The organism is Streptomyces sp. TRM68416, from assembly GCF_014596915.1.
In the GTDB taxonomy this organism is placed as follows: Bacteria; Actinomycetota; Actinomycetes; order Streptomycetales; family Streptomycetaceae; genus Streptomyces.
The window spans coordinates 14,234-36,850 of the sequence record NZ_JACVWU010000011.1 but is presented as its reverse complement, the minus strand read 5'-3'; the positions used below and the strand labels follow the sequence as shown (position 1 = coordinate 36,850).

18 protein-coding genes are annotated in these 22,617 nt (G+C 71.3%); 9 read left to right on the top strand and 9 right to left on the bottom strand.

Going from position 1 to position 22,617, the window contains the following annotated elements; translation table 11 throughout:
* The first annotated feature begins 39 nt into the window (after positions 1-39).
* The 4 genes from ICC28_RS18800 to ICC28_RS18785 all read left to right on the top strand — a co-directional run bounded on the left by ICC28_RS18800 (position 40) and on the right by ICC28_RS18785 (position 4,629).
* The gene (locus ICC28_RS18800; RefSeq protein ID WP_188289771.1) at positions 40-1,266 is read left to right on the top strand and encodes a low temperature requirement protein A; all 1,227 of its coding nucleotides are present in this window, start codon (positions 40-42) and stop codon (positions 1,264-1,266) included.
* Positions 1,267-1,303: 37 nt separating this feature from the next.
* Positions 1,304-2,341, top strand: a complete 1,038-nt coding sequence (locus tag ICC28_RS18795) for a P1 family peptidase (protein WP_188289770.1) — start codon at positions 1,304-1,306, stop codon at positions 2,339-2,341.
* A 166-nt stretch (positions 2,342-2,507) separates the two neighbouring features.
* Positions 2,508-3,725 (top strand): Ig-like domain-containing protein, encoded by a 1,218-nt coding sequence (locus ICC28_RS18790; RefSeq protein ID WP_188289769.1) that lies wholly within the window; start codon positions 2,508-2,510, stop codon positions 3,723-3,725.
* A 157-nt stretch (positions 3,726-3,882) separates the two neighbouring features.
* Entirely contained in the window at positions 3,883-4,629 is a 747-nt protein-coding gene (locus ICC28_RS18785; RefSeq protein WP_188289768.1) for a DUF6227 family protein, read from the top strand.
* A 136-nt stretch (positions 4,630-4,765) separates the two neighbouring features.
* On the opposite strand, the gene ICC28_RS18780 is transcribed toward ICC28_RS18785, so the two are convergent.
* The 4 genes from ICC28_RS18780 to ICC28_RS18765 form a co-directional block, all read right to left on the bottom strand.
* Positions 4,766-6,799, bottom strand: coding sequence for a fructose-specific PTS transporter subunit EIIC (locus tag ICC28_RS18780; RefSeq protein ID WP_188289767.1), 2,034 nt, complete (start codon positions 6,797-6,799; stop codon positions 4,766-4,768).
* A gap of 292 nt (positions 6,800-7,091) precedes the next feature.
* Positions 7,092-8,039, bottom strand: a complete 948-nt coding sequence (gene pfkB / locus ICC28_RS18775; protein ID WP_188289766.1) for a 1-phosphofructokinase — start codon at positions 8,037-8,039, stop codon at positions 7,092-7,094.
* The gene (locus tag ICC28_RS18770) at positions 8,036-8,797 is read right to left on the bottom strand and encodes a DeoR/GlpR family DNA-binding transcription regulator (protein ID WP_188289765.1); all 762 of its coding nucleotides are present in this window, start codon (positions 8,795-8,797) and stop codon (positions 8,036-8,038) included. Before ICC28_RS18770 ends, pfkB begins: the two co-directional genes overlap by 4 nt.
* Before the next feature lie 215 nt (positions 8,798-9,012).
* A complete protein-coding gene (locus ICC28_RS18765) occupies positions 9,013-10,566 on the bottom strand; it encodes an MFS transporter (RefSeq protein ID WP_188289764.1) in 1,554 nt (517 codons plus the stop codon).
* Between the two features lie 62 nt (positions 10,567-10,628).
* Between ICC28_RS18765 and ICC28_RS18760 the strand changes: the two genes are divergently transcribed.
* Positions 10,629-11,594 (top strand): helix-turn-helix transcriptional regulator, encoded by a 966-nt coding sequence (locus ICC28_RS18760; protein ID WP_188289763.1) that lies wholly within the window; start codon positions 10,629-10,631, stop codon positions 11,592-11,594.
* An 81-nt stretch (positions 11,595-11,675) separates the two neighbouring features.
* Here the strand turns inward: ICC28_RS18760 and ICC28_RS18755 are convergent, their stop codons facing one another.
* Both ICC28_RS18755 and ICC28_RS18750 read right to left on the bottom strand, forming a co-directional pair.
* Entirely contained in the window at positions 11,676-12,431 is a 756-nt protein-coding gene (locus ICC28_RS18755; RefSeq protein ID WP_188289962.1) for a TetR family transcriptional regulator, read from the bottom strand.
* Between the two features lie 780 nt (positions 12,432-13,211).
* Positions 13,212-14,210: an RNA polymerase sigma factor RpoD/SigA gene (locus ICC28_RS18750; protein WP_188289762.1), complete on the bottom strand. Its 999-nt coding sequence runs from the start codon at positions 14,208-14,210 to the stop codon at positions 13,212-13,214.
* A gap of 206 nt (positions 14,211-14,416) precedes the next feature.
* On the opposite strand from ICC28_RS18750, the gene ICC28_RS18745 reads away from it, so the two are divergent.
* Entirely contained in the window at positions 14,417-14,947 is a 531-nt protein-coding gene (locus ICC28_RS18745) for a GNAT family N-acetyltransferase (protein ID WP_188289761.1), read from the top strand.
* Positions 14,948-14,966: 19 nt separating this feature from the next.
* Here the strand turns inward: ICC28_RS18745 and ICC28_RS18740 are convergent, their stop codons facing one another.
* Entirely contained in the window at positions 14,967-15,752 is a 786-nt protein-coding gene (locus tag ICC28_RS18740) for a dioxygenase (RefSeq protein WP_188289760.1), read from the bottom strand.
* 160 nt (positions 15,753-15,912) lie between these two features.
* On the opposite strand from ICC28_RS18740, the gene ICC28_RS18735 reads away from it, so the two are divergent.
* Entirely contained in the window at positions 15,913-16,428 is a 516-nt protein-coding gene (locus tag ICC28_RS18735; RefSeq protein WP_188289759.1) for a MarR family winged helix-turn-helix transcriptional regulator, read from the top strand.
* 210 nt (positions 16,429-16,638) lie between these two features.
* On the opposite strand, the gene ICC28_RS18730 is transcribed toward ICC28_RS18735, so the two are convergent.
* Together ICC28_RS18730 and ICC28_RS18725 are read right to left on the bottom strand one after the other, a co-directional pair.
* Positions 16,639-18,201 carry an MFS transporter gene (locus ICC28_RS18730; RefSeq protein ID WP_188289758.1) on the bottom strand — a complete coding sequence of 521 codons (1,563 nt, stop codon included), beginning with the start codon at positions 18,199-18,201 and terminating at the stop codon, positions 16,639-16,641.
* 224 nt (positions 18,202-18,425) lie between these two features.
* Positions 18,426-19,073, bottom strand: a complete 648-nt coding sequence (locus ICC28_RS18725; RefSeq protein WP_188289757.1) for a TetR/AcrR family transcriptional regulator — start codon at positions 19,071-19,073, stop codon at positions 18,426-18,428.
* A 253-nt stretch (positions 19,074-19,326) separates the two neighbouring features.
* Here ICC28_RS18725 and ICC28_RS18720 point away from each other — a divergent pair, with 253 nt between their 5' ends.
* Together ICC28_RS18720 and ICC28_RS18715 are read left to right on the top strand one after the other, a co-directional pair.
* Positions 19,327-20,604, top strand: a complete 1,278-nt coding sequence (locus tag ICC28_RS18720) for a M6 family metalloprotease domain-containing protein (RefSeq protein ID WP_188289756.1) — start codon at positions 19,327-19,329, stop codon at positions 20,602-20,604.
* Between the two features lie 364 nt (positions 20,605-20,968).
* A complete protein-coding gene (locus ICC28_RS18715) occupies positions 20,969-22,531 on the top strand; it encodes a helix-turn-helix domain-containing protein (RefSeq protein WP_188289755.1) in 1,563 nt (520 codons plus the stop codon).
* The last annotated feature ends 86 nt before the right edge of the window (positions 22,532-22,617 follow it).

Genomic DNA, 22,617 nt, shown 5'->3' with positions numbered 1-22,617 from the left:
CACAAGAAATTCGGCGCGGTATCTGCTGTGCTTGAACGCATGACGTCCAGTTCCTCCTCCCCCGGCGGACCCGGAAGCCGCGCGCCCCTGCGCAGACTCGTGGCACGCGGTCGCGGGGACACGCACCGGGCCGCCACCCCGCTGGAGCTCTTCTTCGACCTGTGTTTCGTCGTGGCCATCGCCCAGGCAGGCGTACAACTGGTGCACTCCGTGGCGGAGGCGCACACCGGCGAAGGCATCCTCAACTACTCGATGGTCTTCTTCGCCGTCTGGTGGGCGTGGATGAACTTCACGTGGTTCGCCTCCGCCTACGACAACGACGACGTCCTCTTCCGGATCGCCACCCTGGTCCAGATGGCCGGTGTGCTGGTTCTGGCCGCTGGCGTCGCCAGTGCGTTCGACCACGACTTCCTGGCCGTCTGGCTGGGCTACGCGATCATGCGCGTCGCGATGTCGGCGCAGTGGCTGCGGGCGGCCCGATCGAGCCAGGGCGCCGAGAGAACCACGGCGCTGCGCTATGCCGTCGGCATTCTCCTCTGCCAGATCGGCTGGCTGGGCCTGCTGGTCCTGCCCGAGGGCGCCCGGCCCTGGGTGTTCCTGGTGATGGCGCTCGCGGAGATGAGCGTGCCGCTGTACGCGGAGAAGGGCCACCAGACGGCCTGGCACCCGCGCCACATCGCGGAGCGGTACGGACTGTTCACGATCATCGTGCTCGGCGAGGCGATCGCCGCGGCCACGGTCGCCGTGAAGTCCGGTATCGAGGAGCACGACGCACTGGGCGACCTCGTGCCGATCGCCGCGGGCGGACTCCTGATCGTCTTCGCCGCCTGGTGGATCTACTTCGTGGTGCCGATCCACGGCCATCTGCGCTCCAACAAACAGGCCTTCCTGTGGGGTTACGGCCACTATCTGGTCTTCGCCGCGGCGGCCGCGATCGGCGCGGGCCTGGAGGTGGCGGTCGAGCAGGCCGTCGGCAAGGCGCACATCTCCGCGCAGGCCGCGTCGGCCGCCGTGACCCTGCCGACCGCGCTGTATCTGCTCACGGTGTGGGCACTGCACTCACGGCACTTCAAGGTGGGCATCGCCCAGCAGTTGGTGCTGCCCGTGACGGCCCTGCTGGTCATCGCCTGCACGGTCCTGGGCGACTGGGCGGTACCGGCGGCGGGCATCGTCATGGCGCTGGCGGTGGCGACCGGGACGACGCTGACGGCACGCATGGTCGCGCGGGAGAACGGGACGGAGAACAAGGCGACCTCGACCGTGTGATGCCTCCGGACGGCGCCGACTGGACATGATGGTCCTCATGACAGTTGACGCTCTGACCGACGTCGCCGGTGTGCGGGTGGGACACGCGACGCGCACCGGCGACGGTTGGCTCACCGGAACCACGGTCGTCCTCGCCCCGCAGGGCGGGGCCGTCGCCGCGGTCGACGTACGGGGCGGCGGTCCCGGCACCAAGGAGACCGACGCCCTCGATCCGCGCAACCTCGTGCAGAAGGTCGAGGCGATCGTCCTCACGGGCGGCAGCGCGTACGGGCTCGACGCGACCTCGGGCGTGATGGCCTGGCTGGAGGAGCAGGGGCGCGGGGTGCGCGTCGGAGCCGATCCGGCGCATGTCGTCCCGGTGGTGCCGGCGGCCTGCGTCTTCGATCTGGGGCGGGGTGGCGACTTCCGGGCCAGGCCGGACGCGGCCACCGGGCGGGCCGCGGTCGAGGAGGCCGCGGCGAGCGCGGTCGGCGCCCGCGTGCGGGAAGGGTGTGTGGGCGCGGGCACGGGGGCGGCGGTCGGCTCGCTGAAGGGCGGAGTGGGCACGGCGAGCGCCGTCCTCGACTCCGGGGTGACCGTGGGCGCGCTGGTGGTGGCGAACGCGGTGGGCGACGTCTTGGATCCGGAAACCGGCGTGCTGTACGGCGAGTTGTTCCAGGGGCGCGTGCAGTACCCGCCGGCGCACGTTCATGAAGCCGCGCGCCGGCGCCTCGCCGAGACCGCGGCGAAGAACGCGGCTCCCCCGTTGAACACGACGCTCGCGGTGGTCGCCACCGACGCCGAACTCTCCAAAGCACAGGCGCAGAAGCTGGCGGGCACGGCGCACGACGGCATCGCGCGCGCCGTGCGGCCGGTGCACCTGCTGCACGACGGGGACACGGTGTTCGCGCTGGCGACGGGGGCACGTCGGCTCGACCCCGAGCGCCCGCTGGCGCTGAACGAGATCCTCGCCGCGGGCGCGGATGTGGTGACCCGCGCGATCGTCCGGGCCGTGCGCGCCGCCGAGTCCGTGGACGGCGTGGGTGGAGTGTGGCCGTCGTACGGGGAGTTGTACGGGGGCGGCGCGGGGGGCTGAAGAGGCCGGGGTCACCACATCCGCGCCCGCTTCAGGCAGGCGATTGTCCCGGTTCTGTCACGTGATGGCGTCCACCGGAAACGGAGGGAACCCGACCTGTCGGGGTCTCCCTCTTTCTGCACGGAACACGTCGGATGACGCACATCACGCGAACCTGGAGCAGACTGTGACAACGCCGAACAAAACAGCGCGGCGCACACTCGGGGCCTGTGCCGCCCTGATGGTCGGCGCCCTCAGCCTCAGCGCCTGCAGCAGCAGTGCCAGCGCCGACAACGACGACAAGGGCGGCGGTACCGGGTCCACGAAGACCTCCGCCGCAAAGATCCTCATATCGGCGAAGGACGGCTCGACGGGCGCGTCGATCAACACGACCGGTGTGAAGGTCAGCGACGGCAGGCTCACCGGCGTGAAGATGACGGTGGCCGGCTCGGGTGAGACCGTGCCGGGGGCGATATCGGCGAACGGCAGCAGTTGGAAGCCGAAGGAGCAGTTGGAACGCGGGACGAAGTACGAGATATCCGCGACCGCGAAGGACGCGGACGGCAGGACCACGGCCACCGACTCGACCTTCACCACGGTCACGCCGGAGAACAGCTTCATCGGGACGTACACGCCGGACGAGGGCACGACGGTGGGCGTCGGGATGCCGGTGTCGTTCACCTTCGACAAGGCGATCAGCAACAAGAAGGCCGTGCAGTCGCACATCACGGTCACGTCGAGCAGTGGGCAGGAAGTGGCCGGGCACTGGTTCGGCGAGCAGCGGCTCGACTTCCGGCCCGAGGAGTACTGGAAGGCCGGCTCCAAGGTCACGATGAAGATCGACCTGGACGGGGTCGAGGGCGCGAACGACGTCTACGGGGTGCAGAAGAAGACCGTCACCTTCACCATCGGGCGCTCCCAGGTCTCCACCGTGGACGTGAACACGCAGACCATGACGGTCGAGCGCGACGGGAAGACCCTCAAGTCCGTTCCCATCTCGGCGGGCAGTGCGGAGTTCCCGACGTACAACGGGCAGATGGTGATCTCCGAGAAGCTCATCCAGACGCGGATGGACAGCCGCACGGTCGACCTCGCCAACGCCTACGACATCCCGGACGTGCCGCACGCGATGCGGCTGACGACGTCGGGAACCTTCATTCACGGCAACTACTGGTACAAGGGCACCCCGCCGTTCGGACGCCAGGGCACCAGCCACGGCTGCGTCGGCCTCCAGGACGTGCAGGGCGGTCAGGGCGACACGCCTGCCAAGTGGTTCTACGACAACTCCCTCGTCGGGGACGTGGTGATCGTGAAGAACTCCCCCGACAAGTCGGTGACGCCGGACAACGGGCTCAACGGCTGGAACATGCCGTGGAGCGAGTGGACCTCCGGAAGTGCCGCTTGATCAGCGGATTCTGACGGTTTGTAGGGTCGTGCGGGAACCGTCCGCGCGGCCCGCGCGTTTTACATGCGTACGTTTTCTCGGTTCCCGGACATGATGTCCGACCGAGGGGCTACGGTATGCACCCACAAGGTGACATGCAGCAACGCCGGGAGAAACCTTGAGCGTTCCGTACGAGACGACAGCGTACGAACCACATGAGTCGCCCGAGTCTCCGGAGGAGCACCTCGCGCGACTGCTCGGCCGTGCCCTGAACTCCTTCGAGCTGCCCGACGAGGCGATACGGCGGCTCGACTGCGCCCTGGCGCACGACAGTTCGCTGCACTCCGCGCACCACAGCGCGGGCCTGCACCGCGAGACGTACCGGCACACCTGGCTGCTCGCCGACGGCTCGGCGCTCACGCTGTGGGAGCTCGTGCACAACACCGCCCCGGGCAGCGCTCCGCAGCACGAGGTGTACGTCGACGAGGAGGAGCTGCGGGCCGCCACCGCGCGCCTGCCGTTGCCGCCGGACGCGCCGGACTTCGAGCTGCCGGTGACGGTCCAGTTGTCGCCGATCCACGCCCCCCGGCACGCGTACGTGCCGGACGACTCGGCGGACCACGCACGCAGGCTCCTGCGCCGCGCGGAGAACGCGGACCGGCCGGACACGGAAACGGCCGCCCTGCTGCGCACGGCGTTCGCCCACCAGATCACGCAGGCCTTCGGCCGCCCCCGCCGCGCGGGACGCGCCGGGCTGTCCTACGCGCTCTACGAGCACGCGTTCCTGCTGCGCGACGGCGAGGAGATCTCCCTGTGGGAGGTCGAGCACACGGCGACGCCGGACGGGCGACACATGTGCGAGGTGTACGTCGACGAGGACGCGGCGCGCGATGCGATGGAGCGGCGGGCGGCGCAGGTTTCCTGAGACCGGGAACACGGAAGCCTGTCACGGCTCCCTGGGCCCCCGTCCCGCCCTCAAGGTGCACCTGACAGAGCCAACGGCCTGCACACCCCTACGGTGGTGTGCAGGCCGTCTCGTATCCGGACGGGTGTCTCGCGGCTTACGCCGCCACCGGCTGCTTCGCTCCCTCCGCTGCCGCGTCGGCCCCCGAGGCCGAGGTCGCCGGAGCCGTCTTGCGCATGCTCTTCAGGAGGATGACCAGGCCCGCCGTCACCGCCGTACCGACCGCGACGGCCAGCAGGTAGAGGAACGGATTGCCGATCAGCGGGGTGACCCAGACGCCGCCGTGCGGGGCACGCAAGGTCGAGCCGAAGGCCATGGCCAGCGCGCCGGTGACCGCGCCGCCCGCCATGGAGGCGGGGATGACGCGCAGCGGGTCGGCCGCGGCGAACGGGATCGCGCCCTCGGAGATGAAGGAGGCGCCCAGGACCACGGCGGCCTTGCCGTTCTCACGCTCGGCCGTGGTGAACAGCTTCTTGCGGAGGAAGGTCGCGAGGGCCATGCCCAGCGGGGGCACCATGCCGGCCGCCATCACGGCCGCCATGATCTTCATGGCCGAGTCGCTCGGGTCCGCGACCGAGATGCCGGACGTCGCGAAGGTGTACGCGACCTTGTTGACCGGGCCGCCCAGGTCGAAGCACATCATCAGGCCGAGCAGGACGCCGAGCAGGACGGCATTGGTACCGGAGAGGCTGTTGAGCCAGTCGGTCAGGGCCTTCTGCGCCTCGGCAATGGGCTTGCCGATGACCACGAACATCAGGAAGCCGACGACCGCCGAGCCGACCAGCGGGATCACCACCACCGGCATGATGCCGCGCAGCACCGGCGGGATGTCGATCCGCTGGATGCCGAGGACGACACCGCCGGCGATCAGACCGGCAGCCAGGCCCCCGAGGAAGCCGGCACCGATCGTCAGGGAGATCGCACCGCCGACGAAGCCAGGGACGAGGCCCGGCCGGTCCGCCATGCCGTAGGCGATGTACCCGGCGAGGACCGGGACGAGGAAGCCGAAGGCCGCGACTCCGATCTGGAACATCAGGGCGCCCCAGCTGTGGGCCTGGGTCCAGTCGAAGTGCTCGATGACCGGCTGCGCCTTGTCGATCTGCCAGCCGCCGATCGCGAAGCCGAGGGCAATCAGCAGACCGCCGGCCGCGACGAACGGGACCATGTAGCTCACGCCTGACATCAGCCACTTGCGCAGCTTGGTGCCGTAGCCCTCGCCGGGCTCGCCGGCGCGTTCCACCGGGCTGCCGGGGCGGGCGGCGGCGGTGACCTCACCGCGGGCCGCCTTCTCGCGGACCTCGGCGATGAGTTCGGCGGGGCGGTTGATGCCCGCCTTCACGCCGGTGTCGACGGTCGGCTTCCCGGCGAACCGGCCCTTCTCCCGTACGGCGACGTCGTGGGCGAAGATCACGCCGTCCGCCGCCGCGATGACGTCCGGGTCGAGGCGGGTGAAGCCGGCCGAGCCCTGGGTCTCGACGACGACCTCGACGCCCGCCTCACGGCCCGCGTTCTCCAGCGACTCGGCCGCCATGTAGGTGTGGGCGATGCCGGTCGGGCAGGAGGTGACGGCGACGATGCGGAAGGGACGCTCGTCGGGGGCGTCGGAGGTGGTTCCCGTGGCGCCGTCGGAGGAGGCCGCCTCCGACGACGCCACGGAGTCTGCGGGTTCTTCCGAAGCGGCGGCCGCGGGCTCCTCGCCCCGGATCAGTGCCGCCGCCGACGCCACGTCGCCCGCCGAGCGCAGCGCGTCCGTGAACTCGGTGTTCATGAGCTGTCTGGCCAGCGACGACAGGATCGTCAGATGGGCGTCGTCCGCGCCCGCCGGGGCCGCGATCAGGAAGATCAGGTCGGCGGGGCCGTCCGCCGCGCCGAAGTCGATCCCGGCGGCGCTGCGCCCGAAGGCGAGCGTCGGCTCGGTGACGTGTTCGCTGCGGCAGTGCGGGATGCCGATGCCGCCGTCGAGGCCGGTCGGCATCTGGGCCTCGCGGGCGGCCACGTCGGCGAGGAAGCCCTCCAGGTCGGTCACCCGGCCCAGGGAGACCATGCGCTCGGCGAGGGCACGCGCCGCCGCTTCCTTGGTGTCGGCGGACAGGTCGAGATCGACCAGGTCCGCGGTGATCATGTCGCTCATCGCGGGCTCCTTCGCACGCGTATCGCCCGGCACGTGGGGTGGGCGTAAAGGGGGACGGGGGTGCTGTGGGGGGTGGCGGTGCAGTGGGGGGTGGGGCGGGTGGTGGAGGAGGCGGGGCCGGGGAAACCCCGCCTCCCCTGGGCGGCGGGGCGGCACGGGCGGCCCCGCCTCCCTTCTGCCGCGGCGAGTAACGGGGAGGCTCGCCGCTTCGGAGCCGGTGCGCCGGGGACAGCGGGGTGGCTCATGACACCGGGTCCTTGCTTCGGGGCCGATACGGGAACAGCGGGGTGGGTCATGTCACCGGCTCCTTCAGTACGCGGTCCACCGGCACCTCGGCCGTGACCGTCACCGCCGACGGGTCCAGGTCGGCCGGCGTGGGCATCACGCTGCCGGGCAGCTGGACGGCCGCTGCGCCGTGTGCGACGGCGGACGCGAGCGCCTCGGGGCCGCTGCCGCCCGCGATCAGGAAGCCGGCCAGGGAGGAGTCGCCGGCGCCCACGTTGGAGCGCACGGCGTCCACGCGCGCGCTGCCGAACCAGGCGCCCGCGTCGTCCACGAGCAACTGCCCGTCGGCGCCCAGGCTCGCGAGCACGGCGCGCGCGCCCATCGCGCGCAACTCCTCGGCCGCCTTCACCGCGTCGCCCACCGTCGCCAGGGGGCGCCCGACGGCCTCCGCGAGCTCCTCGGCGTTCGGCTTCACCACGTCGGGCCGCTCGCGCAGCGCCTCCAGGAGCGCACGCCCCGAGGTGTCCAGCGCGATCCGCGCGCCCCCGGCGTGCGCCCGCGCGACCACATCGGCGTACCACGACGGCGCGAGCCCCCGCGGCAGGCTCCCGCAGCACGCGATCCAGTCCGCGTCACGCGACTGCTCGCGCACCGTCTCCAGCAGCAGCTCCTGCTCGGCAGGCGAAAGCTCGGGACCCGGCGCGTTGATCTTCGTCAGCACGCCGTCCGACTCCGCGAGCGCGATGTTGGAGCGGGTGGCTCCGGCGACCGGGACCGGCGCGACCTCAATGCCCTGCGCGTCGAGCAGCTCCGCGACGAGCGCCCCCGGCGCACCACCCAGGGGCAGTACGGCGACCGTGCGCCGCCCGGCGGCCGTGACGGCGCGCGAGACGTTCACGCCCTTGCCGCCCGGGTCCATGCGCTCGCCGGTGGCGCGGATGACCTCGCCGCGGTCGAGCGAAGGGACCTCGTAGGTGCGGTCCAGGGACGGGTTGGGGGTGACGGTGAGGATCATGCGCGCACTACTTCCGTGCCACCGCGCTCGATGGCGGCGGCGTCTTCAGGGCTCAGCCCGCTGTCGGTGATCAGCAGGTCCACGTCGCTCAGGTCACCGAAGCGGGCGAAGTGCTCCTGGCCGTGCTTGGAGGAGTCGGCGAGCAGCACCACGCGGCGGGCGGCGGCCACGGCCGCGCGTTTCACCGCCGCCTCGGCGAGGTCGGGGGTGGTCAGGCCATGGTCAGCGGAAAAGCCGTTGGCCGCCACAAAGAGGACATCGGCCCGGATCTCGCCGTACGCGCGGAGCGCCCAGGCGTCCACGGCGGCGCGCGTGCGGTGCCGTACGCGCCCCCCGACGAGGTGGAGCTGGATGCCGGGGTGGTCCGCGAGGCGGGCCGCGATCGGCAGGCTGTGCGTGACGACGGTGAGCGAGGCCTCCAGCGGGATGGCGCCCGCGACGCGCGCCACGGTCGTACCGGCGTCGAGGATCATCGTGCCCTCGCTCGGCAGCTCGGCGAGGGCGGCCTTGGCGATGTGGTCCTTCTCGTCGGCGGCCGTGGACTCGCGCTCGGCGAGGTCCGGTTCGAAGTCGAGGCGGCCGACCGGGATGGCACCACCGTGCACCCGGCGCACCAGGCCGGCGCGGTCGAGGGCCTTCAGATCGCGGCGGATGGTCTCCGCCGTCACCTGGAACTCCTCGGCCAGGGACAGGACGTCCACCCGCCCGCCGTCGCGCGCGAGTCGGAGGATCTCCTGTTGCCGCTCCGGTGCGTACATGTCCGTTCGCCTCCGACCTGTGCCCGAACTTGTGGTTTCGCTTGGAGGCTACGCCTGCATTTCCGGAAAGTAAACAAGTTCGGGCCTGATTCGGGCATGAACGGACGTAGGCACGAAGAACCGGTGGTAGACACGAAGAACCGGCAGCGAAGAACCGGCACATGAAGAAGGGCCCGACGCCCCCGGCGCCGGGCCCTCCCTCCCCATCAGCTCGCTCAGGCGACCGCCACCGGCTCCCGCTCCTCCTCCCGCGAGCCGGGCTGCCCGTCAGAGACCCCCTCCACATGCTGGGCCGGACGCCGCGGCAGCGCGAACATCAGCAGGAAGATGACGCCCATCACCGCGGCCACCCAGCCCAGCGCGTGCTGGAAGCCGTCCACGAAGGCCTGCCCGAGGCCCGCCTCCACGGGGGCCCCGCCCGCACCGAGCCGGTCGTCGATGACGCCGAAGAACACCACGGAGACCAGTCCGAGCCCGAGCGCGTTGCCCATCTGCTGCACGGTGTTGATCAGCCCGGACGCCGAACCGGCGTGCTCACGCGGCACCTCCGACAGCACCGCGTCCGTCAGCGGAGCGACGATCAGCCCCATGCCCACGCCCATCACGACCAGCGGGAGCGCCATCTGCCACGGAGCGATGCCGAGGCCGTAGTGCCCGGACTCCCAGATGTAGAGCAGCACGCCCGCGGCCAGCACCAGCGCGCCCGTCTGGAGCACCTTGCGGCCGAAGCGGGGGACGAGCTTCTGCACGGAGACACCGGCCGCCACCGAGACGGCGATCGAGAACGGCACCCCGGTCAGCCCCGCCTTCAGCGGGCTCCACCCCAGGCCGATCTGCATGTACAGCGTCCACACCAGGAAGAAGATGCCGAGCCCGATGCCGAAGACGGTCTGTACGGCGATGCCCGCGGCGAAGCTCTTCACCCGGAACAGGGACAGCTCGATCAGCGGGGATCCGTCCCGTACGGTCTTGCGCTTCTCGTACGCCACCAGCGCCGCCAGGACGACGAGCGCACCGCCCATCGACACGTACCCCCACAGCGGCCAGCCCAGCTCACGGCCGCGGGTCAGCGGGTAGAGCAGCATCAGCAGGCCGAGCGTCACCAGCACGACGCCCACCAGGTCCAGCTTCGGGGCGCGCGGGGCCCGGGACTCGGTGATGAAGCGGCTGCCCAGGATGAGGCCCGCGATGCCGACGGGCAGGTTGATGAGGAAGATCGGGCGCCACTGGAGGCCGAACAGGTTCCACTCCGTCAGCAGGGCGCCGAGCAGCGGTCCGGAGACCGCGCCGAGCCCCACGACGGCACCGAAGAGACCGAACACCTTGCCGCGTTCGTGCGCCGGGAAGGTGGCGTGCACGATCGACAGGACCTGCGGCACCATCAGCGCGGCCATCGCGCCCTGGAGGATCCGGGAGGCGACCAGCATCTCCGGGTTCGCGGCGAAGCCGCACAGGGCGGAGGCGAGGGTGAAACCACCGATGCCGATGAGGAACAGCCGCTTGCGGCCGTGGATGTCGCCGAGGCGGCCACCGGTGATCAGCCCGGCGGCGAAGGCGAGCGCGTAGCCGGCCGTTATCCACTGGATCTGGGAGTCGGACGCGCCGTCGTTCTCCTGCATCGACGGGATCGCGATGTTGACGATCGTGACGTCTACGAGGTCCATGAAGGCCGCGGTCATCACGATGGCGAGAGCGAACCAGCGGCGGCGGTCGCCCACGGCGGACTGCGCGTCGGCGGCGCCCGGAGAAGTGGTCTCGGTGGAGGTCATGCTTCGAAGTTAGGCCCCTATTAGGTCAGATCGTGTCCTAGTTGCCGGGCATCCTCGAACTCATGACGACGGACACACCGGCCCGGCTCCTTCAACTCCTCTCCCTCCTTCAGACGCCCCGTGAGTGGCCCGGCGGCGAACTCGCCGAGCGGCTCGGGGTGTCGCGTCGTACCGTGCGGCGGGACGTCGACCGGCTGCGCGAACTCGGCTATCCGGTCCAGGCGACCCTCGGGGCCGACGGCGGCTACCGGCTGGTCGCGGGCAAGGCCATGCCGCCGCTCGTCCTGGACGACGAGGAGGCGGTGGCCATCGCGGTCGGGCTGCGCGCGGGCGCCGGGCACGCGGTGGAGGGCGTCGACGAGGCCTCCGTACGGGCGCTGGCGAAGCTGGAGCAGGTGCTGCCGAGCAGGCTGCGCCACCGCGTGTCGACGCTTCAGGCCGCGACCACACCGCTGACCAGCGGGGACGGGGCGAGCATCGCGCCCGAGACACTGACCGTGATGGCGTCCACGGTGGCCGGGCGGGAACGGCTCAGGTTCGCCTACCGCGCGGGCGACGGCACGCAGTCACGGCGGCTGACGGAGCCGTACCGACTCGTCTCCACCGGGCGGCGCTGGTACCTCGTCGCGTACGACCTCGACCGCGCGGACTGGCGGACGTTCCGGGTGGACCGGGTGAGCGAGCCGTTCGCCACGGGGGCACGGTTCACGCCGCGCGAGCTGCCCACGGGGAGCGCGGCGGAGTATCTGCGGCAGTCGATGTACCGGCGGCAGGAGACGTACGCGTTCTCGGTGACCTTCGCGGCCCCCGCCGCCTTCGTCGCGGCCCGCCTGCCGGCCTGGCTGGGGACACCCGAACCGCTCGACGAACAGAGCTCCCGGATGCGCGCGACAACGGGCGACTCCGTGCAGTGGCTGGCGGTACGGCTGGCGATGCTCGACTGCGAGTTCACGGTGCACGAGCCGGACGAACTGGTCCGATGCGTACGGGACTTGGGCGGCCGCCTGACCCGGGCGGCGGGTGGCTGAGGGGCCGGGGACGGCACGTACGCCGTCCCGGCCGAGGGACAGCACGTACGCGGGCCTCGCCGCCCGGGATCCGCGTCTACGTCACCCACGGCTCGCCCCCGTCACCTCCCCCCAGGGAAAGTCCCGCAGCGCCGAAAGGTTCCGCAGGGCCAGCGCTGCCGGTCCGTCCGGGCCCTCCGGGCGGGCCTCCCCCGCGGCCCACGCCTCCACCGCGACCCGTACGGCAGCGCTGGCCGTCGCGGCGGCGAAGCGCAGCTCGGGGGCGAGGGCGGCACCGACGCCATCGGCCACGCCGGCAACGTCGGCCACGCCGGGGACGCCAGCCGCACCGCCCCCACCACCGGCACCACCAGCACTACCGCTACCCCCACTAGCGCCGGCACCACCGGCACCACCAACACCGGTGGCCGACCTGGCAACGTTGTCGACACTTCCCTCCCCCAACCGCCCCGCAAGCACCCCCGCGAGGTTGCGCTCCGACGCATGGCACACCTCCGCCCAGACCTTCCCCAGCGCAGGGCTGGAACCGGCGAGGCGGATCAGGGTCCGGACCCATTCCCAGGAGGCTGCCGAGACCCCGGCCCCCGGCGTCAGCGTGTGCCGCACGGCCAGTTCCAGCGCCTCCGGAACGGTCAGTTCGGCGGGAGCCTCGTGCAGGGCCCGCATCCAACGTTCGGCGCCCGCCGCGTAGAGCGGGGCGACGGCCTCCTCCTTCGTGGCGAAGTACCTGTAGAAGGTGCGCGGGGCGATCCCCGCGGCCTGGGCGATGTCCTCGGCGCGGGTGGCCCGCAGGCCCTGCCGGGCGAAGAGGCCGGCCGCTGCGCGGGCGATCTGCATACGCGTCTCCGCTTTGCGCCGCTCGGTCAGCGAGAGCGGCGGAACCGCGGAGAAGGGGGCGAAGGGGGCGGACGGGGCGTTGCTCGGTACTGGGGTGGGACTGCTCACGTTCGGCAGGCTATGCCCATGTGACACAATCTGCCATCCGGCGGGCCACCCCGGGGTTCAGGTACGGGGTGGCCCGCCCTCCAACGTGCCCAAAACCCCCACCCAGGCCCTCCACCGCCCCATCCGGGCCATCCACCGCCCCATCCACACCCGGCCCATCCACGCCCGCCCCATCCACACCCGGCCCACCCAGGCCATCCGCCGACCCACCCGAGCCCTCCCCAGCCCATCCAGGCCCTCCCCCCGCCCCGTCCACGCCCGCCCCCGCCTCATCCATGCCGTCGGCCCCCGTACAGCCCCTCTCCCCCCCAGCCCCACCCCAAAAAAGAAGCCGGGCCCCGGCGCCCAGGGGGGGAGGGCGCCGGAGCCCGGCTCGGGGAGAGTCCCGGCGCCGGGGGGGATTGCGTCGGGACTTGGGTCAGGGCGGGCCCGCGAGGGGGGATCGCAGGGCCCGAACTCCTGGACCCTGAAGGTTTGTTCCCATGGGTCCGTCGGTTGAAGCGGCGTTACATCGCCATGTTTGCGCGGTCTTTCGCCACCCGGCGTACGCGGCGGGGGCGTTCGCACGCCCCCGAGCCGCGGCCCCGAGCCACGATCCGGAGCCGCGATCCCGGGCTCACGCCCCGGCCCGCGCCCGGCCCGCGCCCGGCCCGCGCCCGACTCACGCCCGGCTCACGCCGCCGCGTCGAACCCGGTCTGGTGGGCCAGCTTCTTAAGCTCCAGCAGCGCGTGCTTCTCGATCTGCCGGATGCGCTCGCGCGTCAGGCCGTGCTCCTTGCCCACTTCGGTCAGCGTGCGCTCGCGGCCGTCCTCGATGCCGTAGCGCATCTTGATGATCGAGGCCGTGCGCTGGTCGAGGCGGCCGATCAGGTCGTCCAGTTCCTCGCTGCGCAGCAGCGTCAGCACCGACTGCTCGGGCGAGACGGCGGAGGTGTCCTCCAGCAGGTCGCCGAACTGGGTGTCGCCCTCGTCGTCCACCGACATGTTCAGCGAGACCGGGTCGCGGGCCCAGTCGAGCACATCGGTGACGCGCTCCGGCGTGGAGCCGAGCTCGGCGGCGATCTCGGCGGGCTCCGGGTCGCGGCCGTGCTCGCGGTTGAACTCGCGCTGCACGCGCCGGATCCGGCCCAGCTCCTCCACCAGGTGGACGGGCAGGCGGATGGTGCGGGACTGGTCGGCTATCGAGCGGGTGATCGCCTGACGGATCCACCAGGTCGCGTACGTCGAGAACTTGAAGCCCTTGCGGTAGTCGAACTTCTCGACGGCGCGCACCAGGCCCGCGTTGCCCTCCTGGATCAGGTCCAGCAGGGGCAGGCCGCTGCGCGGATAGCGGCGGGCGACCGCGACGACCAGGCGGAGGTTGGACCGGATGAAGACGTCCTTGGCACGCTCGCCTTCGGCGATCAGCTCCTCCAGCTCCTCACGGGAGGCGTCCGCCTTGGACTCCTCGTATCCGTCGAGGACCTGTCGCGCGAACACACCCGCCTCGATGATCTGGGACAGCTCGACTTCCTTGGCGGCGTCGAGCAGCGGTGTGCGCGCTATCTCGTCGAGGTACATGCCGACCAGGTCGCGATCGGCGATCTCGCCGCCACGGGCGCGAACACTGTTTGCCGCGGCGTCCGTCTCGCCGGTGGCGGACTGACGACGGGCGACGGCACGGGTTGCCATGCGTGCTCCCTTGCGAGTGAGGGTCCCCCCGCTCGAGCGAAGTCGAGAGTGGGGGAGGGCTGGCGGGCGGTTCTCAGGTGCTCGGCACTCTCCTCGGGTGCCCGGCATCTGATGGAAACAACGACTGGAATCAGGACAGAATTCCCAACCCGCACCTCTATTTTTCTGATCATGCAGTACCCTGTGCCGCCACATGAGGAGGCCCGATGTCGTCGGAACGTACAGAGGTGCAGGTCAGGCCGGGTGTCGAGAGTGACCTCGAAGCCCTCACGGACATCTACAACCACTACGTACGTGAGACGGCCATCACATTCGATACCGCGGTCTTCACGCCGGAAGAGCGCCGCCCTTGGCTGCTCTCCCACCCTGAAGACGGGCCGCACCGGCTGATGGTTGCCGTGGAGAGCGGTCCCGAAGGCACTTCACAGCGGATTCTTGGCTACGCCACATCCAGCGCCTTCCGCCCGAAGCCGGCCTACGGGACCTCCGTCGAGGTCACGATCTACCTCGCGCCGGACGCCGGGCGCCGCGGCATCGGCACGCTCCTCTACAAGACCCTGTTCGAGGCCCTGGCCGAGGAGGACCTGCACCGGGCCTACGCGGGCATCGCCCAGCCGAACGAGGCCTCCGCCCGTCTGCACGAGCGCTTCGGCTTCCGGCACATCGGCACGTACCGCGAGGTGGGCCGCAAGTTCGACCGTTACTGGGACGTCGCCTGGTACGAGAAGGAGTTGTGAGCCGTCGTCCCGGGAGCCCTCAGCCGAACTGCACCGACCGCTTGGCCAGCCCCATCCAGAACCCGTCGATCACCGACTTCTGCGTGTCCAGCTCGCCGCCGGCCTCCGCCGCGCCCATGGTCACGAACAGCGGGGCGAAGTGCTCGGTGCGCGGATGGGCGTAGCGGCCGGCCGGGGAGGCGTGGAGGAAGTCCAGCAGCGCGTCCCAGTCCCGGTTCTCCAGCGCCCGGCGGCCCCAGTCGTCGAACTCCGCGGACCAGGCGGGGATGCCGCCCTGGCGCAGCGCGGCCAGGTTGTGGGTGAAGAACCCGGAGCCGACGATGAGCACGCCCTCGTCGCGCAGGGGGGCGAGCTTGCGACCGATCTCCATGAGCCGGACCGGGTCGAGGGTCGGCATGGAGATCTGCAGGACGGGGATGTCGGCGGCGGGGAACATCTCCACCAGCGGGACGTACGCGCCGTGGTCGAGGCCACGGTCCGGGATGTCCTGCACCGGCATGCCGGGGGCGCGCAGCAGCTTGCGTACGGAGTCGGCGAGGGCGGGGGCGCCGGGGGCGTCGTAGCGGACCTGGTAGTAGTGCTCGGGGAAGCCCCAGAAGTCGTAGACGAGGGGGACGGGGTCCACGGCGCCGAGGGCCAGCGGGGCCTCTTCCCAGTGGGCGGAGACCATGAGGATCGCCTTGGGGCGGGGCAGTCCGGCGGACCAGGCCGCGAGTTCGCCGGGCCAGACGGGATCGTCGGCGAGGGGCGGGGCGCCGTGACTGAGGTAGAGCGCGGGCATGCGCTCCTGGGTGGCGACGGACATGGCGCGACTCCCTCCGGACGATTACTTGCGGCCCCTGCTTGCGACCGCTTGTGACCGCTCGTGATAACCCACGACTACTTGAAGTCTAAAACTTCTGGATACGAAGGAGCGTACGCGACCTTTGTTTAAACTTCAAGGAGCGCTCTCGTACAGTGGACGCATGAACACGGCACCCACATCCGCACGCACCGACGAGCCCCGCTGGCTCACCGACGACGAGCAGGGCGTCTGGCGCTCCTACCTCCAGGCGACCACGCTGCTGGAGGACCATCTCGACCGCCAGCTCCAGCGTGACGCGGGCATGCCGCACATCTACTACGGGCTCCTCGTCAGGCTCGCCGACTCCCCCGACCGCCGGCTGCGGATGACCGAGCTGGCCAGGGACGCGAAGATCACCCGCTCCCGGCTGTCCCACGCCGTGGCCCGGCTGGAGAAGAACGGCTGGGTGCGGCGCGAGGACTGCCCCTCGGACAAGCGGGGCCAGTTCGCGGTGCTGACGGACGAGGGCATGGCGGTGCTGGACCGGACCGCGCCGGGTCATGTGCGGGCCGTGCGGGGCGCGCTGTTCGACCGGCTCACGCCGGAACAGGCGAAGTCCCTCGGCGAGATCATGCAGATCGTCGCCGAGGGACTTCAGCCCGACGAAGCGGGTGCGGACCTGCCCTGGCTCCGCTGAGCCGCTCAACTCAGGCGGGGCCAGGGCAGATCCCGGGTCGTACGTACGGAGCGTCCCCATCCCCGTACGTACGGGGCGGTCGTCCCGAAGGGATACGCGGTCGTCGTCGGTGGGCGACGTATGCGGTCGTCGTCAGTGAGCGACGTGCGCGGGCGTCGCCAGTGGACGACATACGCGGGCGTCGCCAGTGAACGACATACGCGGTCGTCGTCAGTGGGCGACGACCGGCACCGCCAGCTCCTCCTCGGCGCCGTCCTCGGACGAGGCGACCGGGTTGCCGCCCGGCTTGCCGGCGTTGACGAAGGTGAAGGCGATGAGCGCGGCGGCGACCAGGATGCCGACGGCCGCCCAGATCGCGGTGGTGTAGCCCTGGACCATGCCCTCCAGCTGGACCAGCTGCTGCTGGGACCGGGTGGCCGCACCGCCGATGTGGTCGGCGACGTAGGTGGTGGTGGCCGAGGCGGCGATCGTGTTCAGCAGGGCCGTACCGATGGCGCCGCCCACCTGCTGGGAGGTGTTGACCATCGCGGAGGCGACACCGGAGTCCTGCGGCTTGACGCCCATGGTGGCCAGGGACATGGCCGGCATGAACGCCGTACCCATACCGAGGCCGAGCAGCAGCATCGACGGCAGCAGCAGGGCGGAGTAGGAGGAGTCGACCTCCAGCTGGGTCAGCATCAGCATGCCGATGGCGGCGACCAGGAAGCCGGGGCCCATCAGCAGCCGCGGCGCGACCCGGGTCATCAGACGGGTGCCGATCTGGGTCGAGCCCACGATCATGCCCACGATCATCGGCAGGAAGGCGAAGCCGGTCTTGACCGGCGAATACCCCTGCACGATCTGCAGGTAGTAGGTCAGGAACAGGAACAGACCGAACATGCCGATGATGGCGAGGCCCAGCGAGAGGTAGATCCCGCCGCGGTTGCGGTCGGTGACCACGCGCAGCGGCAGCAGCGGGGCCTTGACCTTGGCCTCTACGGCGACGAAGGCGGCCAGCAGCACGGCGGAGCCGACGAACATGCCGACCGTCACGGAGTCGCCCCAGCCGTCGGACTCGGCGCGGGTGAAGCCGTAGACCAGCGCGACCAGGCCCAGCGTGGAGAGCAGGACGCCGGGGATGTCGAGCGGGTTGCGGTTGCGGCCGCCCTCGGGCTCACGGATGACGAACCAGGCACCGGCGGCGGCGATCACGGCGAACGGGATGTTCACGAAGAACGTCCAGCGCCAGTCCAGGTACTCGGTGAGGAAGCCGCCGAGGATGAGGCCTACGGCACCGCCGGCACCGGCGATGGCTCCGTAGATGCCGAACGCCTTGGCGCGCTCCTTGGCGTCCGTGAACATCACGGCGAGCAGGGAGAGCGCGGCGGGCGCGAGCAGGGCGCCGAAGACACCCTGGAGGGCGCGGGCGCCGAACATCATGGCCTCGTTGGTGGCGGCGCCGCCGAGCGCGGAGGCCGCGGCGAAGCCGACGAGACCGACGACGAAGGCGCGCTTGCGGCCCCACAGGTCGGCTATCCGGCCGCCGAAGAGCAGCAGACCGCCGAAGGCGAGGGCGTAGGCCGTGACGACCCACTGCCGGTTGCCGTCGGAGATGCCGAGGTCCTGCTGCGCGGAGGGCAGCGCGATGTTCACGATGGTCGCGTCGAGGACGACCATCAGCTGGGCGAGTGCGATGAAGACGAGCGCTTTCCAGCGGTTGGCGTCGCCGGTGTTTCCGGCGGTGCTCCCGCCGGTGTTCTCGGCGGCGCGAGCCGTTGAGGCTGATTCAGACATGGGGGTACCCACTTCGGGACTTCGAGACTTCGGGACTTGGTAACGGAAAAGTCGAGCTACGGGACGACGTAGTGAAGGAAACGTCGAGCTACGGGACGCGATGACGGAGAAGTCGGACTACAGGACTTGGTGACGGAAAGGTCGGGCTACAGGACTTGGTGACAGAAAAGTCTGTCGGACTGCAGGACTTGGTGACGGAGAAAGACGTGTGATCGGTCAGTGACTCAGGGGCGCCGGCGCAGCTCCTCCAGGTTCACGGCGGTGCCGGGAAGTTCGGAGCGGGCCGGGGCCCGCAGCCCGTCCAGGAAGAGCTGGATGTGCCGGTGGACGAACCGGTCGGCGCTGAGGCAGGCCGTTCCGGCCGGGGGCCGGCTCAGCTGGGCCACGGCGACGAGGAGGTCGCCCACCCCGACGTCGGTGCGGAGCTGCCCGGACGCCTTGGCGCGCTCCATGATCTCCGCGACGATCTGCTCGACCCGCTCGCGCGCGGCCTCCAGATCCGGGTGGTGCTGGTCGAAGACGCTGGACGCCATCGGACACAGCGCACTGATCCGCTCGTCGGCGGAGACGTGCACGAAGCGCTCCAGCGCCTCGAACGCGTCCCCGTTCTGGGCGAGTTCGCGCTCGGCCGCCGCGACCATCCGGTCCAGGACGGAGCAGACGACCTCGCGGACCAGTGCGTCGCGGTCGGGGAAGTTGCGGTACACCGTGGCGTTGCCGACGCCGGCCCGGCGGGCGATGTCGTCGAGCGGTACGTCAGGCCCGTACTCGACGAACATCTCCCGGGCGGCGGTGACGATCCGCTCCCGGTTGCGCAGGGCGTCGGCGCGCGGCCGGGTCACCTTGCGCTGAACAGGGGCTGCGGTCTGCACGGCGTACTCCTCGGAAGACATGAGGCGCGATCCGGGGAATGGATCCCCGTTTCGCTCGGACACAGGTCTAAACGGGGAGACGCTCCCCGGTTATTTCGGGTTGACGGAGATTATTCATGTGACCTGAGTCACAACGGCCCGGGCGGGAAACCCACGTTCGGGCTCTTCCAGCGCGCGCCCGCGCTCACCTCGGTCGAGGGTGATCGCAAGGGCGCAGCCAGACCGGCGGCTGCCGCGGACGAAGGGCCCCTGCATGCAGCCGTCCAGCCGTCGGATACGTCCCCGCCGCGTCGCCGCCCTCGCCTCCGTGACCGTGCTGACCCTGGCGGTCAGCACCTCGGCCGGTACGGGACACCTCACCGCGGGCGGTACGACGGCGAAGGCCGGACCGATCGCCCTGGCCCGCTCCTCCGCCCTCGCGCCCTGCATGATCAGCGGCGACCCGGCGGTCCAGATGTCGGAGGGCCTGCCCACCCCTGGCGGCTACGCCCGCTCCACCGGCACCGTCCGCGCCCTGACCCTGATGATCGACTTCCCGGACGCCCGCGGACAGGGCCGCGCCACGAGCCGGTTCCGCGAGTTCTTCCCACAGACCCAGGACTGGTTCCACACCAGCTCCTACGGCCGCCTCGACTACCGCGCCGAGACCCCGATCCGCTCCTGGCTGCGCATGCCGAGACCGTTCACCGCGTACGGCATAGAACGCGGCGCCCCCTTCGACCCCGGCTACCGCGACCTGGTCCAGGACATCGTGAGCGCGGCCGACCCCAAGGTGGACTTCCGGCGCTACGACTTCCTGAACGTGCTGGTGACGCCGAACGCGGGCCCGTCGGCCCTGGACACGGTCCTGTCGGTGACGTTCGCCGGCAACACCGACGCCCCGGTCGCCGACGGCGTCCCCGTGGCCAACGCCTCCTTCGTCTACTCCCGCCAGGACGACGGCTCCGGCTCCTACGACCGCACCGGCTACCGGGTGCTCCCCCACGAGAACGGCCACGTCTTCGGCCTGCCCGACCTCTACACCCAGGAGGGCGGCGGCGCCGTCGGCCACTGGGACATCATGAGCGAGGACTGGGGCGCCAACAACGACCTGCTCGGCTGGCACAAGTGGAAACTGGGCTGGCTGGACGCCTCCCAGATCAGCTGCGCGGCCGCCCCCGGCACCACCGAGTACACCCTCACACCGCTGGCCCGCCCCGGCGGCCCGAAACTGGTCTTCGTCCCCCTGAACGGCCGCACCGGCTACGCCGTCGAACTGCGCACCCGCGAGGGCAACGACGAGACGGTGTGCCGCCCGGGCGTCCTGATCTACAAGGTCGACGCCGACGTCGACACCGGCCGCGGCCCGGTCAAGGTCTACGACTCCCGCACCGACAGCGGCGGCTGCACCCGCTCCCCCAACGTCCACGCCGAACTCTCCGACGCCCCCTTCACCCCCGGCGAGGACTTCAGGGACCCCCGCCACGGCCTGCGGATCGCGGTATCGGCGGAGGTGGCGGGAGGGCATGTGGTGCGGGTTACTCGACGGTGAGGGGCGGGCCAGTGCGCGGCCTGCACCGAAGGCTGGCGCCGGCAGCCCGGCGGTGAAGGCTGGGGGCCAGTGCAGATGACCTGCACCGAAACCTGGTGCCGGCAGCCCGATGCTGAAGGCTTGGGGCCCTACCGCTACCCCGGCGCTGAAGACCCGGGGCCCATGCCGGTAGCCGATGCTGAAGACCCAGGGGCCATACCGGCAGCCCAACGCCGAAGACCCGGAGCCCATACCGGCAGCCCGACGCCGAAGACCCAGGGGCCATACCGGCAGCCCAACGCCGAAGACCCGGGGGCCCGCGCCCGCCATTACGGTAGGCCTGCCGAGACCGCCGTACCGGCGTGACCGCCGTACCGGAGAGACGATGCCCGCACAGACCATGACGACCGCCGCCCCCGCGTCCGAGGTGGTCGCGCCGTTGGTCCGCGGGGTCGCCGTACTGCGGGAGCTGACGGAGGCCGGCGGGACGCTGAGCCCGAGCGGGCTGGAGCGGGCGACGGGCCTCGCCCGCTCCACGGTCGACCGGATCACCGCGACCCTCGCCCGCATGGGGTACGTCCGTCTCGACGGCCGGGACGCGGTCCTGACCCCCCGGCTGATGGAACTCGGCAACGCCTACCTGGCCTCCCTGCGCCTGCCCGCACTCCTGCGTACGCACGCGGACGCGCTCGCCGACGAACTCGACGAGTCGGTGTCGCTGGCGGTCGCCGACCGGGACGGCATCCGCTTCATCCACCAGGCCACCCGCCGCCGCGCGATGTCCCTGAGCTTCCGCATCGGCGACCTCCTCCCGGCCGAACGCACCGCCCCCGGCCCGCTGTTCGCGACCCAGTGGACGGACGAGGAGTGGCAGGCCTGGCACGAGCGCCGGGCGGCGGACCCCCTGGCCGCGTCCTTCTCCGCCGTACCACCCCGCAAACGCGCCTACGGGGAGCAGGAGTTCCCGCACCGTGTGGAACGGGCGCGGGAGGACGGCTGGGCGTTGGACGACCAGCTGATCGAACCGGGCCTGGTAGCCCTGTCCGTTCCCGTGCGGGAGCCGGGGACGCACCGGATCGCCTGCGTGGCGAGCGTGGTCAGCCACACCAGTCGGCACACCGCGGCGGACCTGCGCGAGACACTGCTGCCGCGGCTGCGGACGGCGGTGGCGGCGATGGAACGGCAACTGCGCGAGGCGCCGCCCCCCGAACCGGCGGTACGGCCCTCGGGCCTGGCCGCCTGGACGGGCGCGTCGAAGCAGGAACTGGGCCGAGGCTTCGTCGAGTCCCTGGCGCGCGGTCTGACGGTCCTCACGGCCTTCGACGAGGGCAGGGCCCACCTGACCCTGACGGCGGTGGCCGAGGCGACCGGCCTCGCCCGGGCCACGGCCCGCCGCGCACTGATCACCTACGAACACCTGGGCCTGGTCCGCCGCCTGCCCGACGACCGCACCTTCGCCCTCACCCCCCGGGTCCTGTCCCTGGGCTTCCCCCCGCTCTCCCGCACGTCCCTCTCCCAGCTTGCGACCCCGCACCTGACCGCCCTCACCGACCGGATCCACGAGTCGACGGCACTGGCCGTCCTGACCCCGTCCGGCGACGAGATCCACTGCACGGCCACGGTCACCGCCCCCCACGTGATGAGCGTCCGCATCCCGCCCGGCACCCGCCTCCCGGCCCTCTCGACCTCCCTGGGCCGCGTCCTCCTCGGCCACGCCCCCCACGTCCTCCTCGACGAGGAACGCGAACACGGCCTGCGCACCCTCGCCGTCCCCGTCCGCGACCGCGCGGGCCGGGTCGTCGCCGCGGTAGGCACCGCCCTGCACGCCGCCCGCCACACCCCCGAGGACTGCGAAACCCACCTCCTCCCCGCCCTCCGAGCCACCGCAACCACCCTCACCACCGACCTCCACGCCGCCTCCCGCTTCACCCACGTCCCCATGTCCTGACCCACCACCGAACAGATCCGGTACGCTGACGCCTGTGGCCTCACCGGGCCACCGTCCGCCTTCGTGGGATGTGTGGGAAATACCGT